The 15,154-nt window shown below is 68.6% G+C and carries 9 protein-coding genes; 3 read left to right on the top strand and 6 right to left on the bottom strand.

Translation table 11 applies throughout. The features are described 5' to 3' along the window. Positions 1 to 141: 141 nt before the first annotated feature. Positions 142 to 1,836 (top strand): MFS transporter, encoded by a 1,695-nt coding sequence (locus tag ABL838_RS27755; RefSeq protein ID WP_184640895.1) that lies wholly within the window; start codon positions 142 to 144, stop codon positions 1,834 to 1,836. Between the two features lie 105 nt (positions 1,837 to 1,941). Then, positions 1,942 to 2,091: a hypothetical protein gene (locus tag ABL838_RS27750; RefSeq protein ID WP_019656389.1), complete on the top strand. Its 150-nt coding sequence runs from the start codon at positions 1,942 to 1,944 to the stop codon at positions 2,089 to 2,091. Between the two features lie 12 nt (positions 2,092 to 2,103). On the opposite strand, the gene ABL838_RS27745 is transcribed toward ABL838_RS27750, so the two are convergent. After that, on the bottom strand, positions 2,104 to 3,216 hold the full coding sequence (locus tag ABL838_RS27745; protein ID WP_418122879.1) for an ABC transporter substrate-binding protein: 1,113 nt from the start codon (positions 3,214 to 3,216) through the stop codon (positions 2,104 to 2,106). Positions 3,217 to 3,397: 181 nt separating this feature from the next. Further along, positions 3,398 to 4,510 carry an ABC transporter substrate-binding protein gene (locus tag ABL838_RS27740; RefSeq protein ID WP_126023731.1) on the bottom strand — a complete coding sequence of 371 codons (1,113 nt, stop codon included), beginning with the start codon at positions 4,508 to 4,510 and terminating at the stop codon, positions 3,398 to 3,400. A 186-nt stretch (positions 4,511 to 4,696) separates the two neighbouring features. Between ABL838_RS27740 and uvrA the strand changes: the two genes are divergently transcribed. Next, positions 4,697 to 10,447: an excinuclease ABC subunit UvrA gene (uvrA, locus tag ABL838_RS27735; RefSeq protein ID WP_418125921.1), complete on the top strand. Its 5,751-nt coding sequence runs from the start codon at positions 4,697 to 4,699 to the stop codon at positions 10,445 to 10,447. 70 nt (positions 10,448 to 10,517) lie between these two features. Here uvrA and ABL838_RS27730 read toward each other — a convergent pair whose 3' ends face one another. The 4 genes from ABL838_RS27730 to ABL838_RS27715 all read right to left on the bottom strand — a co-directional run bounded on the left by ABL838_RS27730 (position 10,518) and on the right by ABL838_RS27715 (position 15,139). Continuing rightward, entirely contained in the window at positions 10,518 to 11,996 is a 1,479-nt protein-coding gene (locus tag ABL838_RS27730; RefSeq protein WP_418122877.1) for an NAD-dependent succinate-semialdehyde dehydrogenase, read from the bottom strand. Between the two features lie 70 nt (positions 11,997 to 12,066). After that, positions 12,067 to 13,023, bottom strand: coding sequence for an agmatinase (speB, locus tag ABL838_RS27725; RefSeq protein ID WP_126023726.1), 957 nt, complete (start codon positions 13,021 to 13,023; stop codon positions 12,067 to 12,069). A gap of 16 nt (positions 13,024 to 13,039) precedes the next feature. Further along, positions 13,040 to 13,858, bottom strand: coding sequence for an ABC transporter permease (locus ABL838_RS27720; protein WP_184640891.1), 819 nt, complete (start codon positions 13,856 to 13,858; stop codon positions 13,040 to 13,042). A gap of 24 nt (positions 13,859 to 13,882) precedes the next feature. Next, positions 13,883 to 15,139, bottom strand: coding sequence for an ABC transporter permease (locus ABL838_RS27715; RefSeq protein ID WP_126023724.1), 1,257 nt, complete (start codon positions 15,137 to 15,139; stop codon positions 13,883 to 13,885). Between the last annotated feature and the right edge of the window lie 15 nt (positions 15,140 to 15,154).

Genomic DNA, 15,154 nt, shown 5'->3' with positions numbered 1-15,154 from the left:
GAAACGTGCTGCGCGGGTTTCACCCTAAACCGTAAGCGCCGGTTCAGTTTCGCGAAAGGCTCGGGTCAGTCGCGCCTCCAAGAATGCCGCACGGTCCCGGATTCCGGGAACGAATGAACGCATACACACAGGAGACGACCAATGGCAGCCACACTAGATTCGAGGGGAGTGCCGCACCCGGCCCCCCGGCCCATGTCCTCGGAGGAGAAGAAAGTCATCTTCGCCTCCTCGCTGGGCACCGTGTTCGAGTGGTACGACTTCTACCTCTACGGTTCGCTGGCCGCGATCATCGCGAAGCAGTTCTTCAGCGGCCTGGATGCGGGCGCCGCCTTCATCTTCGCGCTGCTGGCCTTCGCCGCCGGCTTCCTGGTGCGTCCGTTCGGCGCCATCGTGTTCGGCCGGCTGGGCGACATGATCGGTCGCAAGTACACCTTCCTGGTGACCATCCTGATCATGGGCCTGTCGACCTTCATCGTCGGCCTGCTGCCCAGCTACGCGACCATCGGCGTCGCGGCGCCGGTGATCCTGATCGCGCTGCGCATGCTGCAGGGCCTCGCGCTCGGCGGCGAGTACGGCGGTGCCGCCACCTACGTGGCCGAGCACGCGCCGCACGGCAAGCGCGGCGCCTACACCTCTTGGATCCAGACCACCGCCACGCTCGGCCTGTTCCTGAGCCTGCTGGTGATCCTGGGCGTGCGCGAGTTCATGGGCGAAGCCGCCTTCAACGACTGGGGCTGGCGCGTGCCGTTCCTGGTGTCGATCCTGCTGCTGGGCATCTCGGTGTGGATCCGCCTGACGCTGTCGGAGTCGCCCGCCTTCCAGAAGATGAAGGCCGAGGGCAAGACCTCCAAGGCGCCTCTGGCCGAATCCTTCGGCCAGTGGAAGAACCTGAAGATCGTGATCCTGGCGCTGGTGGGCCTGACGGCCGGCCAGGCGGTGGTCTGGTACTCGGGCCAGTTCTACGCGCTCTTCTTCCTGACGGCGCAGCTGAAGGTCGACGCCACCACGGCCAACCTGATGATCGCCGCCGCGCTGCTGCTGGGCACGCCCTTCTTCGTGGTGTTCGGCACGCTGTCGGACAAAATCGGCCGCAAGCCGATCATCATGGCCGGCTGCCTGCTGGCCGTGGTCACCTACTTCCCGGTCTTCAAGATGCTGACCGAAGCCGCCAACCCCGACCTGGCCCGCGCACAGGCCACCGCCGGCGTGACGGTGACGGCGGACCCCGCGACCTGCTCGTTCCAGGGCAACCCGGTGGCGCGCGAGATCGACTTCAAGAGCTCGTGCGACATCGCCAAGCGCTACCTGGTTCAGAACTCGGTGAGCTATGAGAACGTGGCCGGCGCGCCGGGTTCGAAGGCCATCGTGAAGATCGGCGACAAGTCGGTCGAGGCACCCGTCGGCAACGTCGTGAATTCGAAGTTCGACGAGAACTCCGTCAAGGAAATCGCCGCCTTCAAGAAGGGCGTGGCCGAAGACCTGAAGGTCGCCGGCTACCCGGCCAAGGCCGACCCCGCGAAGATGAACAAGGTGCTGACGGTGGTGCTGCTGTTCTGGCTGGTGCTGCTGGTGACCATGGTCTACGGCCCGATCGCCGCGATGCTGGTGGAGCTCTTCCCCACGCGCATCCGCTACACCTCGATGAGCCTGCCCTACCACATCGGCAACGGCTGGTTCGGCGGCCTGCTGCCGACCACCGCCTTCGCCATCGTGGCCTCGACCGGCAACATGTTCAACGGCCTGTGGTATCCGATCATCATCGCCGGCATCACGCTGGTGGTGGGCACACTCTTCATCCGCGAGACGAAGGACGTGGACATCTACGCTAACGACTGACCGTCGCCGAAGAACAGGCAGGAGGGCGCCGCCCTCCGTTCAACAAAGAGGCTTCATGCCGACCGCATGAGGCCTTTTTCTTGAACCATCCAGGAGACAAAACCCATGTGGAAACTCGTCGTCGGCTTCGTCATCTTCGCCGCCATTGCCCTGTACGTGATCTCGAAGGCCGGTGACAAGGTCGACATGTCGGGCGAGAAGCATGGTGGCGACACCACCACGCACGAACCCGCGCCCGCCGCCGCGCCGAAGTGAGGCCGGGCGAGCCTATCTCTTGAACTTGCCGTCGCTGACGATGGACAGGTCTACGTAGTCGATGCCGGTGTGGTCGGTCGGCGAGTAGCTGATGTCGAGCCCGCCGCCCACGTCGTACTGGAAGGCATTCAGCGTGGCGATCAGCTTCGCGCGCGTGGGCTTCGGCCCCGTGCGGCGCAGAGCCTCCACCATCACCTTCGTGGCGACGAAGCCTTCGAGCAGCGCGGGCGAGAGCTCGTTCTGGCCCTTGGCCTTGGCCAGCGCCAACGCTTCCTTGATGAGCGGATGGCCGAAGGAGCGCTCGTAGGGCAGCACCTGCGTGATGATCACGCCCGCGCTGGCCGAGCCCAGTTCCTTGATGAAGCCCGAGGCCGCGTTGTTCGACAGCGTGATGATCTGCGCCGCCGAGCCGGCAGCACGCAGCGCCTTCACGCCGTCGGTCACGGCCGTGCCCGAGCCGATCCACAGCACCGCCTGCGCGTTGGCCTTGGTGAGTTGCGGGACGATGGCCGCGTAGTCGGGCTTGTTGCGGTCGGCCAGCGCCACCACCGCCGGCTTCAGGTTGGCCTTCTCGAAGCCCTTGTTCGCGCCTTCCATCGCGTCCTTGCCGAAGGAGTCGTCGGCCTGCACGACGGCGATGCGCTGGATGCCGGTGGTCTGCAGGTGCTGCACCGCCTTCTCTGCCTCGCGCTGGTAGGTGGAGCGCACGTTGAAGATGTTCTTCTGCAGCGGCTTGTGCAGCGCCATCGCGCCGGTCGAGGGGCCGACCAGCGCCACCCCGTACTTGTCGAGCAGCGGGATCACCGCGAGCGTGTTGGGCGTGCCGCGGTTCAGCAGCAGCGCGACGACCTTCTTGTCCTCGATGAGCACGTGCGTGTTTTCCAGCGAGCGCTTGGCGTCGAGACCGTCGTCCATGCGGATGACCTCGATCTGCTCGCCGTTGATGCCGCCCTGGGCGTTGACCTGGTCGATGACCAGCTGCGAGCCCATGATGGTTTCCTTGACGCTGGCCGCCACGGGGCCCGAGAGGTCGGCCGACTGGCCGATCAGGATCTGGGCCGCCGCCCCCGGCGCCATCATGGCCAGGAACAGCGCAGCGGCGCAGGACGTGAACGTCTTCTTCATCGAGCAAAGCCTTTCCAGGAAGCGGTCGCCTCTGTCAGAAACTGTGTAATGTGTTGCTGAACGTCACGTCTCGCTAGCTCGCGCAAACCCTGTCAAACCAAGGTTTCCAGCGCCCGGAAAAAAAGCGGCCCGCCGGTTGTGCCGGCGGGCCGTTCAAACTCGCCCCTCTCGGGGCGGGGACTCAACGCTTGAAGCGACCGTCGCTGATGATCGAGAGGTCCGCGAAATCGATGCCGCTGTGGTCGGTGGGCGAATAGCTCACCTCCAGCCCGCCGCCCAGGTCGTAGCCGCGCAGGCTGTCGAGGGCGGCCACCATCCTGGCGCGCGTGGGCTTGGGGCCGGCGCGGCGCAGCGCCTCCACCAGCACCTTGGCCGAGGCGAAGCCTTCGAGCGCGGCCGGCGACAGTTCCGATTGGCCCTTGGCCTGCGCGAGAGCCAGGGCTTCCTTCACCATCGGATGGCCCAGCGAGCGCTCGTTGGGAAACACCTGCGTCACGATCACGCCGCGGCTCGCGTCGCCGAGCTGCTTGATGAAGCCCGAGGAGGCGTTGTTCGACAGCGTGACCACCTGCGCGGCCGAGCCCGCGGCGCGCAGCGCCTTGATGCCGTCGACCACGGCCACGCCGGAGCCGATCCACACCACGGCCTGCGCGTCGGCGCCCTTGATGGCGGGCACGATGGTCTTGTAGTCGGGCTTGTCGCGGTCGGCCGGGATGATCACGGTCGGCTTGGCGTTGCCCTTGCTGAAGCCGGTCATCGCGCCTTCGAGCGCGTCGGTGCCGAAGGAGTCGGTCACGTGCACCACCGCGATGCGCGTGAGGCCGATGGTCAGCAGGTGCTGCACGGCCTTCTCGGCTTCGCGCTGGTAGGTGGCGCGCACGTTGAACACGTGCTTCTGCAGCGGCTTGTGCAGCACCATCGCGCCGGTGGAAGGACCGATGAGCGCCACGTCGTTCTTGTCGAGCCAGGGAATGATCGCCTGCGAATGGGGCGTGCCGCGGCTCATGAAGAGCGCCAGCACCTTCTTCTCCTCGATCAGCACGCGTGCGTTCTCGCTGGCGCGCTTCACGTCGAAGCCGTCGTCCATGCGCAGCACTTCGATCTTCTCGCCATGGATGCCGCCCTGCGCGTTGACCGCGTCGATCACCAGGTTCGCGCCGCCGATGGTCTCGTTCACGCTCGCGGCCACCGAGCCGGTCATGCCGGCGGTCTGGCCGATCAGGATCTGGGCAGACGCCCCCAGGGCGCTGAAGGCCAGCAGGGCGGCGGCGCAGAGCGTGCGCGTTTTCGTCATGGAGTCCTTTCGAAGCAATGCGGGCGCCCGGCCGGGCGAACGTGAAAACAAATGTGCTATTTGTTTCTGAAAGTGTTTTTAACTCCATCCGGACAAACCCCTGCGCAGCCACCGACCTTGTGACGTAGTGCGCAAACCCGTCACGAGGCACTCCCTAGAATGTTTGCCCCACCCCCCAAGGCACTCATGACACAGGGCTCCATCCGGATTCGCGGCGCGCGCCAGCACAACCTCCAGAACCTCGATCTCGACATCCGCACCGGCGAAATGACGGTGGTCACCGGGCCCAGCGGCTCGGGCAAGTCGAGCCTCGTCTTCGACACCCTTTATGCCGAAGGCCAGCGGCGCTACGTGGAGACCTTCTCCGCCTACGCGCGCCAGTTCCTCGACCGCATGGACAAGCCGGCCGTCGACAAGGTGGAAGGCGTGCCGCCCGCCATCGCCATCGACCAGACCAACCCGGTGCGCTCCTCGCGCTCCACGGTCGGCACGATGACCGAGCTGAACGACCATCTGAAGCTGCTCTTCGCGCGCGCGGCCAACCTGTTCGACCGCGAGACCGCGCTGCCGGTGCGCCACGATTCGCCTGACAGCATCTACGCGCAGATCGTCGAGCGCGCGGCTGCTGCGGGCGATCCGCGCCTGGTCGTCACCTTCCCGGTCGAGTTGCCCGCGAGCACCACGGCCGAGGAAGTCACGCAGTGGCTCTCCGCCAGCGGCTTCACGCGCGTGCAGTCCGAGCGCGAGGTGGCCACGCCCACCGGTCCGCGCAAGGTGCTCGACGTGGTGGCCGACCGCTTCCGTGCGTCCGGCGCCGAGCGCTCGCGCGTGGTGGAAGCCATCGAAGTGGCGCTCAAGCGCGGCAGCGGGCGCGTCACGGTGCACGCCACCGGCTCGGAAGAGAACGCAGTGACCGACGTGTGGAAGTTCTCCACCGGCCTGCACTGCCCCGAGAGCGACATCCGCTACGCCGACCCGATCCCGTCGATGTTCTCGTTCAACTCGGCCGTGGGCGCCTGCGACACCTGCCGCGGCTTCGGCCGCGTGATCGGCGTCGACCTGGGGCTGGTGATTCCGAACGACAAGCTCACGCTGCGCGCCGGCGCCATCAAGACCATCCAGACGCCCGCCTGGAAGGAGGCGCAGGATGACCTCATGCGCCACGCGGAGGCGGTCGGCATCCCGCGCGACACGCCCTGGAACAAGCTCACCGACGAGCAGAAGCACTGGGTGATCGAGGGCACGCCCAACTACAAGGAGGGCAACTGGAACAAGCAGTGGTACGGCGTGCGCCGCTTCTTCGGCTACCTGGAGAGCAAGGCGTACAAGATGCACATCCGCGTGCTGCTGTCCAAGTACCGCAGCTACACGCCGTGTCCCACCTGCAGCGGCGCGCGCCTCAAGCTCGAGAGCCTGCTGTGGCGCATCGGCAGCAAGGAAGACGCCGACGCCGTCCTGCCGCCCGAGAAGCGCTTCATGCCCAAGGGCGTGAAATGGACGCGCGCCCAGCTCGAGGCGCTGCCGGGCCTGTGCCTGCACGACCTGATGCTGCTGCCCATCGAGCGGCTGCGCCAGCTCTTCGACCGCATCGAGCACCACGGCAACGGCCAGGCGGCCAGCGAGGGCGAGATCCAGGCGCTGAAGCTGCTGTTCGAGGAAATCACCACCCGCCTGCGCTACCTGCACGACGTGGGCATCGGCTACCTCACGCTCGACCGACAGAGCCGCACGCTCAGCGGCGGCGAGGTGCAGCGCATCAACCTGACCACGGCGCTGGGCACCTCGCTGGTCAACACGCTCTTCGTGCTCGACGAGCCGAGCATCGGCCTGCACCCGCGCGACATGAACCGCATCACCGAGGCCATGCTGCGCCTGCGCGACGCGGGCAACACGCTGGTGGTGGTCGAGCACGACCCGGCCGTGATGCTGGCCGCCGACCGCGTGATCGACATGGGGCCCGGCCCCGGCGCGCGCGGCGGGCAGGTGGTGTTCGACGGCACCACCGACCAGCTGCGCGACGCCGACACGCTCACCGGCCTGTACCTGGGCGGTCGCAAGAAGATCGGCATGGGCTTCAAGCGGCTGGTGAGCGAGAACACGCACCGGCTCATCCTCGAAGGCGTGCGCGAGCACAACCTGAAGAACGTGACGGTCGAGTTCCCGCTGGCGCGCCTGGTGTGCGTGACCGGCGTGAGCGGCTCGGGCAAGTCCACGCTCATCCAGGACGTGCTGGCGCCCGCGCTGATGCGCCACTTCGGCAAGGCCACCGAGACGCCCGGCGCGCACGACCGCCTGCTCGGCGCCGACCACCTCGGCGACGTGGTGTTCGTCGACCAGTCGCCCATCGGCAAGACCGCGCGTTCCAACCCCGCGAGCTACGTGGGCGCGTGGGACGCGATCCGCGAGATCTTCGCCACGGCCACGCTCTCGCGCCAGCGCGGCTACACCGCGAGCAAGTTCAGCTTCAACTCCGGCGACGGGCGCTGCCCGACCTGCGGCGGCTCGGGCTTCGAGCACGTCGAGATGCAGTTCCTGTCGGACGTGTACCTGCGCTGCCCCGACTGCGACGGCAAGCGCTACCGCCCCGAGATCCTCGAAGTGCGCGTGGAACGCAAGGGCAGGAGCTACAACGTGGCCGACGTGCTCGAACTCACCGTGGCCGAGGCCGCGGCGGTGTTCGAGGCCGACCGCGACGTGCTGCGCGTGCTGCAGCCGATCTCCGACGTGGGCCTGGACTACGTCAAGCTCGGCCAGCCCGTGCCCACGCTCTCAGGCGGCGAGGCGCAGCGCCTGAAGCTCGCGGGCTTCCTGGCCGAGGCCGCGAAGAACGCCACCGCGAGCAAGCAGTCGGTGGCGCGCAAGGGCACGCTATTTTTGTTCGACGAGCCCACCACCGGCCTGCACTTCGACGACATCGCGCGGCTCATGCGCGCGCTGCGCAAGCTGCTGGACGCCGGCCATTCGCTGATCGTGATCGAGCACAACCTCGACGTGATCCGCGCGAGCGACTGGCTCATCGACCTCGGCCCCGAAGGCGGCGAGGGCGGCGGGCAGGTGGTGGCCGAGGGCACGCCCGAGCAGCTGCGCGAGAACCGCGCCTCGCTCACCGGCGCCGCGCTGGCCGACTACGAACTCGCCATCGGCCCCGAGGCCTACAAGGTGGCCGAGCGCGCCGCGCGCCGCTACATCGCCAACGCCAAGGCGGCGCCGGGTGCCGATGCGGTGCAGATCGTCAACGCGCGCGAGCACAACCTGAAGAACCTGAGCGTGGACATTCCGCGCGGCAAGTTCAGCGTGGTGACGGGCGTGAGCGGATCGGGCAAGTCGACGCTGGCCTTCGACATCCTCTTCAACGAAGGGCAGCGCCGATATCTCGAATCGCTCAACGCCTATGCGCGCAGCATCGTGCAGCCCGCTGGCCGGCCCGAGGTGGACGCGGTCTACGGCATTCCGCCGACGGTGGCCATCGAGCAGCGCCTGTCGCGCGGCGGCCGCAAGAGCACGGTGGGCACCACCACCGAGGTGTGGCACTTCCTGCGCTTGCTGTACGTGAAGCTGGGCATCCAGCATTGCATCCACGACGGCGCGGCCGTGCAGCCGCAGACCCCCGACAGCATCGCCGCGCAGCTCATGCGCAACTTCAAGGGCCAGCACATCGGCCTGCTCGCGCCGCTGGTGACCAACCGCAAGGGCGTGTACACCGAGCTGGCCGACTGGGCGCGCCCGCGCGGCTTCACGCACCTGCGCGTGGACGGCGACTTCCTGCCGACCACCGGCTTCCCGCGCATCGACCGCTTCAAGGAGCACAGCATCGAGCTGCCGGTGGCCAGCCTCGACGTGCTGCCCTCGAACGAGAACGAACTGCGCGCGGCGCTGGCCAAGGCGCTCGAGCACGGCAAGGGCGTGGTGCACGTGCTCAGCGAACTCGACGGGCTGCGCGCCGCGATGATGGCGGGCGTGTCCGCCGCCGGCATCGGCCGCGTCCACGTGTTCTCCACGCTGCGCGCCTGCCCGGTGTGCAGCACCAGCTACGCCGAGCTCGATCCGCGCCTGTTCAGCTACAACAGCAAGCACGGCTGGTGCCCCGACTGCGTGGGCACCGGCGTCAAGCTCAGCAAGGACCAGCGCAAGGTGTTCGACGACTCCGTGCTGGCCGGCGACGACAAGGGCCGCGAGCAGACCTTCGCCGAGCCCGAGGTGGAAGACCTGGCCGACGTGGCCTGCCCGACCTGCCAGGGCACGCGCCTGAACGCCACTGCGCGCGCCGTGGGCTTTGGCACCGCGGCCGACGGCTCGGGCGGCATCGGCATCACCGAACTCGCGCGCATGAGCGTGACCGAGGTGCGCCAGTGGTTCGAAGGCCTCGCGCTCAGCGGCCGGGAAGCCGAGATCGCGCGCGACCTCGTGCCCGAGATCCGCAGCCGGCTCGAGTTCCTGGAAGAGGTGGGCCTGGGCTACCTCACGCTGGACCGCGGCGCGCCCACGCTCTCGGGCGGCGAGGCGCAGCGCATCCGCCTGGCGGCGCAGCTCGGCAGCAACCTGCAGGGCGTGTGCTACGTGCTCGACGAGCCGACCATCGGCTTGCACGCGCGCGACAACCAGATCCTGCTCGACGCGCTGCACAAGCTCGGCGACAAGGGCAACACGCTGGTGGTGGTGGAGCACGACGAGGACACCATCCGCCGCGCCGACCACATCATCGACATCGGCCCGAGCGCCGGCAAGCGCGGCGGCCGCCTGGTCGCCGAGGGCACGGTCGCCGACATCCAGAAGGCCGACGACTCGCAGACCGGCCGCTACCTGCGCGACGCCATCCGGCACCCGCTGCAGGCGCGCCGGCTGATCCCTTCGCCCGACCCGAAGGCCGAGGAGAGCGGCGAATGGCTCACCGTGCACGGCGCCAACCTGCACAACCTGCAGGACGTGACGGCCACGCTGCCGCTGCGCCGCCTCGTGGTGGTCACCGGCGTGAGCGGTTCGGGCAAATCCACGCTCGCGCGCGACGTGCTGCTGGCCAACGTGCAGGCCATCGTGGCGCAGCGCTCGACCAAGGCCGGCCGCGACGCCGACGCTGCCGGCAAGCGTCCCGCGTGGGCGGGCTGCCGCAAGGTCGAGGGCTACGAGACCGTCGACCGCGTGCTCGAGGTCGACCAGACGCCCATCGGCAAGACGCCGCGCAGTTGCCCGGCCACCTACATCGGCTTCTGGGACACCATCCGCAAGCTCTTCGCCGACACGCTCGAAGCCAAGGCCCGCGGCTACGGCCCGGCGCGCTTCAGCTTCAACACCGGCGAAGGCCGCTGCCCGGGCTGCGAGGGCGCGGGCGTGCGCACCATCGAGATGAGCTTCCTGCCCGACGTGAAGGTGCCCTGCGAGGTGTGCCACGGCGCGCGCTTCAACCCTGAGACGCTGGCCGTGAGCTGGCGCGGCAAGAGCATCGGCGACGTGCTGAAGATGGAAGTCGACGAGGCCGTCGAGTTCTTCGCGAGCATGCCCAACATCAGCCACCCGCTGCAGCTGCTGAAGGACGTGGGGCTGGGCTACCTCACGCTGGGGCAGCCCTCGCCCACGCTCTCGGGCGGCGAGGCGCAGCGCATCAAGCTGGTGACCGAACTCAGCAAGGTGCGCGACGACATCACCCGCCGCGGCCAGAAGGCGCCGCACACGCTGTACGTGCTCGACGAACCGACCGTGGGCCTGCACATGGCCGACGTCGAGAAGCTGATCCACGTGCTGCACCGGCTGGTGAACGGCGGCCACAGCGTGGTGGTGATCGAGCACGACCTCGACCTGATCGCCGAGGCCGACTGGATCCTCGACCTCGGGCCCGAGGGCGGCAGCGCCGGCGGGCGCGTCGTCGCGTCGGCGCCGCCCGAAGAGGTGGTGCGGCTGGGCACGCACACCGGCGTGGCGCTGGCGCCCGTGCTGGCGCGATAGGGCCGGGCGGGGCAGGGCAGGGCTTGCCCCGGCTCTTCCCGCCCCCTCCTTCTTTCCTCTTCTTCTCTTCCTATTTCTGGATGTCGCCCAGGCAGAGGTACTTGATCTCGACGTAGTCGTCCATGCCGTGGTGCGAGCCCTCGCGTCCCAGGCCCGACTGCTTCACGCCGCCGAAGGGCACGTGCTCGGTGGCGATCACGCCGGCATTGATGCCGACCATGCCGTACTCCAGCGCCTCCGCCACGCGGAAGATGCGGCCCACGTCGCGCGTGTAGAAATAGCTCGCCAGGCCGAACTCGGTATTGTTCGCCGCGTCGATGCCTTCCTGTTCGGTCTTGAAGCGGAACACCGGCGCGAAGGGACCGAAGGTTTCCTCGCGCGCGCACAGCATGTCGGCCGTGGCGTCGGCGATGACGGTCGGCTCGAAGAACTGGCCCTGCATCCTGTGGCCGCCGGCCAGCACCTTGCCGCCCCTGGCGACGGCGTCGTCGACGTGGCGCTGCACCTTGTCGATGGCCGCGTCCTCGATCAGCGGGCCCTGCACCACGCCGTCGTCGAAGCCGTTGCCGACCTTGAGCGCCTTGACCCTGGCCGCGAACTTCTCGACGAAGGCGTCGTAGATGCCGTCCTGCACGTACAGCCGGTTCGCGCAAACGCAGGTCTGGCCGGCGTTGCGGTACTTGCTGGCAATCGCGCCTTCGACGGCCGAATCCACGTCCGCGTCGTCGAACACCAGGAAGGGCGCGTTGCCGCCCAGTTCCAGCGACAGTTTCTTGACCGTCGGCGCGCACTGGCTCATGAGGATGCGGCCCACCTCGGTGGAGCCGGTGAAGCTCAGGTGGCGCACGACGTCGCTCTCGCACAGCTCCTTGCCGATCGCGATGCTGTTGGCGCTGTCGGCCGTGAGCACGTTGAGCACGCCCGCCGGAATGCCGGCCCGCACGGCCAGCTCCGCCGCGGCCAGCGCGGTCAGCGGCGTGAGCTCGGCCGGCTTGATGACCACCGTGCAGCCGGCAGCGAGCGCCGGAGCCACCTTGCGGGTGATCATCGCGAGCGGAAAATTCCACGGCGTGATCGCCGCGCACACGCCGATGGGCTGCTTCATCACCAGCAGGCGGCGGTTGTTGTCGAACTGCGGCAGCACCTCGCCGTTCACGCGCTTGGCTTCTTCGGCAAACCATTCGATGAAGCTCGCGCCGTAGGCGACCTCGCCCTTGGCCTCGGCGAAGGGCTTGCCCTGCTCGGCGGTCATCAGGCGGCCGATGTCCTCGGTGTTGGCGATCAGCAGGTCGAACCACTTGCGCAGCACGATGCTGCGCTCCTTGCCGGTCTTGCCGCGCCAGGCGGCGAGCGCCCCGTTCGCGGCGGCGATGGCGTGCGCGGCATCCGCGCGCGTGAGGTTGGCCACGTCGACCAGTTTCCGGCCGGTGGCCGGGTCGTTCACGTCGAAGCGGCTGGCGCCCTTCGTCCACTCGCCGGCGATCAGCGCATCGGTCTTGAGCAGGGTCGGGTCGTTCAGCAGCGCGAGGGGAGAAGTCTTCGTGTCCATGTTCTCGTGTTGTCTCGGAAGGAAGGAATGAATGGGTAACCGGTAATGGCCTGCGCGGGCAGAGGCCGTGTCAGCGGAAGGGCACGCCGGGAAGCACGCAGAGCATTTCGTAGAGCAGGTTGGCGCCCAGCAGCGCGGTGTTGCCGCTCGTGTCGTAGGGCGGGCTGACCTCCACCAGGTCGGCGCCCACCACGTTCAGGCCGCGGCAGCCGCGCACGATCTCCAGCGCCTGCGGCACGGTGAGCCCGCCGATCTCGGGCGTGCCGGTGCCGCCCGCGAACGAGGGGTCGATGCCGTCGATGTCGAAGCTGATGTAGACCGGATGCGCGGGCCCGATGCGCTCGCGCACCTGCGCCATCAGCGGCGCGAGCGACTGGTACCAGACCTCGTGCGCCTGCACCACGGTGAAGCCCTGCGCGCGCGGCCAGTCGAAATCGTCGGCCGCGTAGCCGGTGCCGCGCAGGCCGATCTGCCAGACCTTGTCGCAGGCCAGCAGGCCCTCTTCGACGGCGCGCCTGAACGGCGTGCCGTGGGCGATGCGCTCGCCGAACATGTCGTCGTTCACGTCCGCATGCGCATCCACGTGCACCAGCGCGACCGGGCCGTGCTTACGCGCCACCGCGCGCAGGATCGGCAGCGCGATGGTGTGGTCGCCGCCCAGCGTCAGCGGGGCGCATCCTGCTGCCAGCACCGTGTCGTAGAAGGCCGAAATGATGGCCAGCGACTTGTCCAGCGAATAGGTGTTGATCGGCACGTCGCCCAGGTCGGCCACGTTCAGCCGGTCGAAGGGCGCGGCGCCGGTGGCCATGTTGTAGGGGCGCAGCAGCGCCGACTCGGCGCGGATCTGGCGCGGCCCGAAGCGCGCGCCGGGGCGGTTGGAGGTGCCTATGTCCAGCGGCACGCCGATGAACGCGGCGTCCAGTCCTTCCGGCGACGTTGCCGGGGGCAGCCGCATCATCGTGCCGGGGCCGGCGAAGCGCGGCATGGTGTTGCCGCCCAGCGGCTGGTTCGGGGTCGTGGAGGGCATCGCGCGAATGGAGTGTTCAGCGCCGCCGTCCGCGCAGCCATTCGAGCGCGAGCAGCAGCGTGGTGGTGAAGATGATCAGCAGCGTCGCCACGGCGGCGATGGTGGGCGAGATGTTCTCGCGGATGCCGGTGAACATCTGGCGCGGCAGCGTGACCTGGTCGGGCCCCGCGAGGAACAGCGTGACCACCACCTCGTCGAACGAGGTCGCGAAGGCGAACAGCGCGCCCGAGATCACGCCCGGCGCGATCACCGGCAGCGTGACTCGCATGAAGGTCCGCAACGGCGTCTCGCCCAGGCTCAGCGACGCGCGCACCAGGTTCTGGTTGAAGCCGGCCAGCGTGGCGAGCACGGTGGTCAGAACGAAGGGCGCACCCAGCGCCGCGTGCACCACGATCAGGCCGAGGTAGGTGTCGGCCAGACCGAGCGGCGCGAAGTAGAGGTAGGTGGCTACGCCGACCACCACGATCGGCACGACCATCGGCGAGATCAGCACGCTCATGAGCAGGCCCTTGAACGCGAAGTTCGTGCGCGACAGCCCCACCGCCGCGAGCGTGCCCAGCACGGTGGCCAGCACCGTGGCGGCGGGCGCGACGATGAAGCTGTTGCGCGCCGCGCGCGCCCACTCGGGCGAGTCGAAGAGATTGCGGTACCAGCGCAGCGACCAGCCCGGGATCGGATACGCCAGGAACGAGCTGTCGGAGAACGACAGCGGAATCACCACCAGGATCGGCGCCAGCAGGAAGGCCAGCACCGCGACGCAGCCGGCGCGCACCAGCCACCAGCCGAGCTTGTCGGCGAAGGTGGCGTAGGCCGGGAATTGAGGGAGCTTCAGCATGATGACTCCTGTCTTTGTGGCTGCTCAGCCCAGGCTCAGCTCGGCCTTGCCGATGCGGCGGTACACGGCGTACAGCAGCAGCGTGGCGACCAGCAGCACGGCGCCCAGCGCGCAGGCCATGCCCCAGTTGATTTCCACGTTGGTGTAGCGCGCGATGTAGTAGCTCAGCATCTGGTCGTCCGCGCCGCCGAGCAGCGCCGGCGTCACGTAGTAGCCGATCGCCAGGATGAAGACCAGCAGCGCGCCGGCGCCGATGCCGGGGTAGGTCTGCGGCACGTAAACGCGGAAGAAGGCCGCCAGCGGCGAGCTGCCCAGCGAGACGGCCGCGCGCAGGTAGGTGGGCGGCACGCTCTTCATGACGCTGTACAGCGGCAGGATCATGAAGGGCAGCAGGATGTGCACCATCGCGATGATCACGCCGGTGCGGTTGAACAGCAGCGCCAGCGGATGGTCGATGAGGCCGATGCCCATCAGGCCGCGGTTGACCAGGCCCTCGGACTGCAGCAGCACGATCCATGCGGCCACGCGCACCAGGATGGACGTCCAGAACGGCACCAGCACCAGGATCATCAGCACGTTGGCCTTGCGCGCCGGCAGCGTCGACAGCCACCACGCCAGCGGATAGGCCAGCAGCAGGCAGAAGAAGGTGACCACGGCGCTGATCTGGAAGGTGCGCAGCAGGATGCCGGCGAAGGCGCGCTGGTCGGCGGGCATGCGCTCCACCTCGCCGGCCACGTCGCGCCGCAGGTCGACCGAGGCGAGCAGGTAGTCGGGCGTCCAGCGAGAGCCGTTCTTGGCGATCGCCTGCCAGTACGGCGCTTCGCCCCAGCGCGGATCGAGCTCCAGCATGCGTGCCTTGATCTCCTCCGGCGTGCCGGCGATGGGCAGCGCCCTGAAGGCACCCATCACCAGCGAACGGGCGCCCGCGATCTCGGTGTTGAGGCGGCGCGCGAGGGCGCCCGCGTCGGAGCTGTCGGGCAACTGGCCGAGGTCGGCCGCGATGGCCGCATAGGCCGCCGGCGCGGGCGCCTCCTTGCGGTTCCAGCCGTCGAGCGCGCGCACGGTGCGCGGCAGCGCGTTGGCCACTTCGGGGTTCTCCACCGCGCGCTGCAGCAGCGCCACGATGGGCACCAGCAGCGTCAGCAGAAGAAACACCAGCAGCGGCGCCGTGAGCGCGAAGGCGCGCCACTTGCGGCGGGCCTCGGCGCGCGCCAGTGCGCGCCGCAGTTCGCCGGGGGGCGCTTCCGCTGGAACCGGGGGAACAGACGTTGCCGCGTGCATGGCCTCTTTCGCGTT

Origin of the sequence: Variovorax sp. 160MFSha2.1 (genome assembly GCF_048305075.1) — a bacterium.
In the GTDB taxonomy this organism is placed as follows: Bacteria; Pseudomonadota; Gammaproteobacteria; order Burkholderiales; family Burkholderiaceae_C; genus Variovorax; species Variovorax guangxiensis.
The sequence above is the reverse complement of the archived record's forward strand: the minus strand, read 5'-3'. Positions and strand labels throughout refer to the sequence as shown.

Bases quoted from the DNA above. Each gene is read 5' to 3' on its own strand.
- ABL838_RS27730 (WP_418122877.1), bottom strand. From the start codon at position 11,996: ATGGACACGAAGACTTCTCCCCTCGCGCTGCTGAACGACCCGACCCTG.
- ABL838_RS27745 (WP_418122879.1), bottom strand. From the start codon at position 3,216: ATGAAGAAGACGTTCACGTCCTGCGCCGCTGCGCTGTTCCTGGCCATG.
- ABL838_RS27720 (WP_184640891.1), bottom strand. From the start codon at position 13,858: ATGCTGAAGCTCCCTCAATTCCCGGCCTACGCCACCTTCGCCGACAAG.
- ABL838_RS27740 (WP_126023731.1), bottom strand. From the start codon at position 4,510: ATGACGAAAACGCGCACGCTCTGCGCCGCCGCCCTGCTGGCCTTCAGC.
- ABL838_RS27715 (WP_126023724.1), bottom strand. From the start codon at position 15,139: ATGCACGCGGCAACGTCTGTTCCCCCGGTTCCAGCGGAAGCGCCCCCC.
- uvrA (WP_418125921.1), top strand. From the start codon at position 4,697: ATGACACAGGGCTCCATCCGGATTCGCGGCGCGCGCCAGCACAACCTC.
- ABL838_RS27755 (WP_184640895.1), top strand. From the start codon at position 142: ATGGCAGCCACACTAGATTCGAGGGGAGTGCCGCACCCGGCCCCCCGG.
- speB (WP_126023726.1), bottom strand. From the start codon at position 13,023: ATGCCCTCCACGACCCCGAACCAGCCGCTGGGCGGCAACACCATGCCG.
- ABL838_RS27750 (WP_019656389.1), top strand. From the start codon at position 1,942: ATGTGGAAACTCGTCGTCGGCTTCGTCATCTTCGCCGCCATTGCCCTG.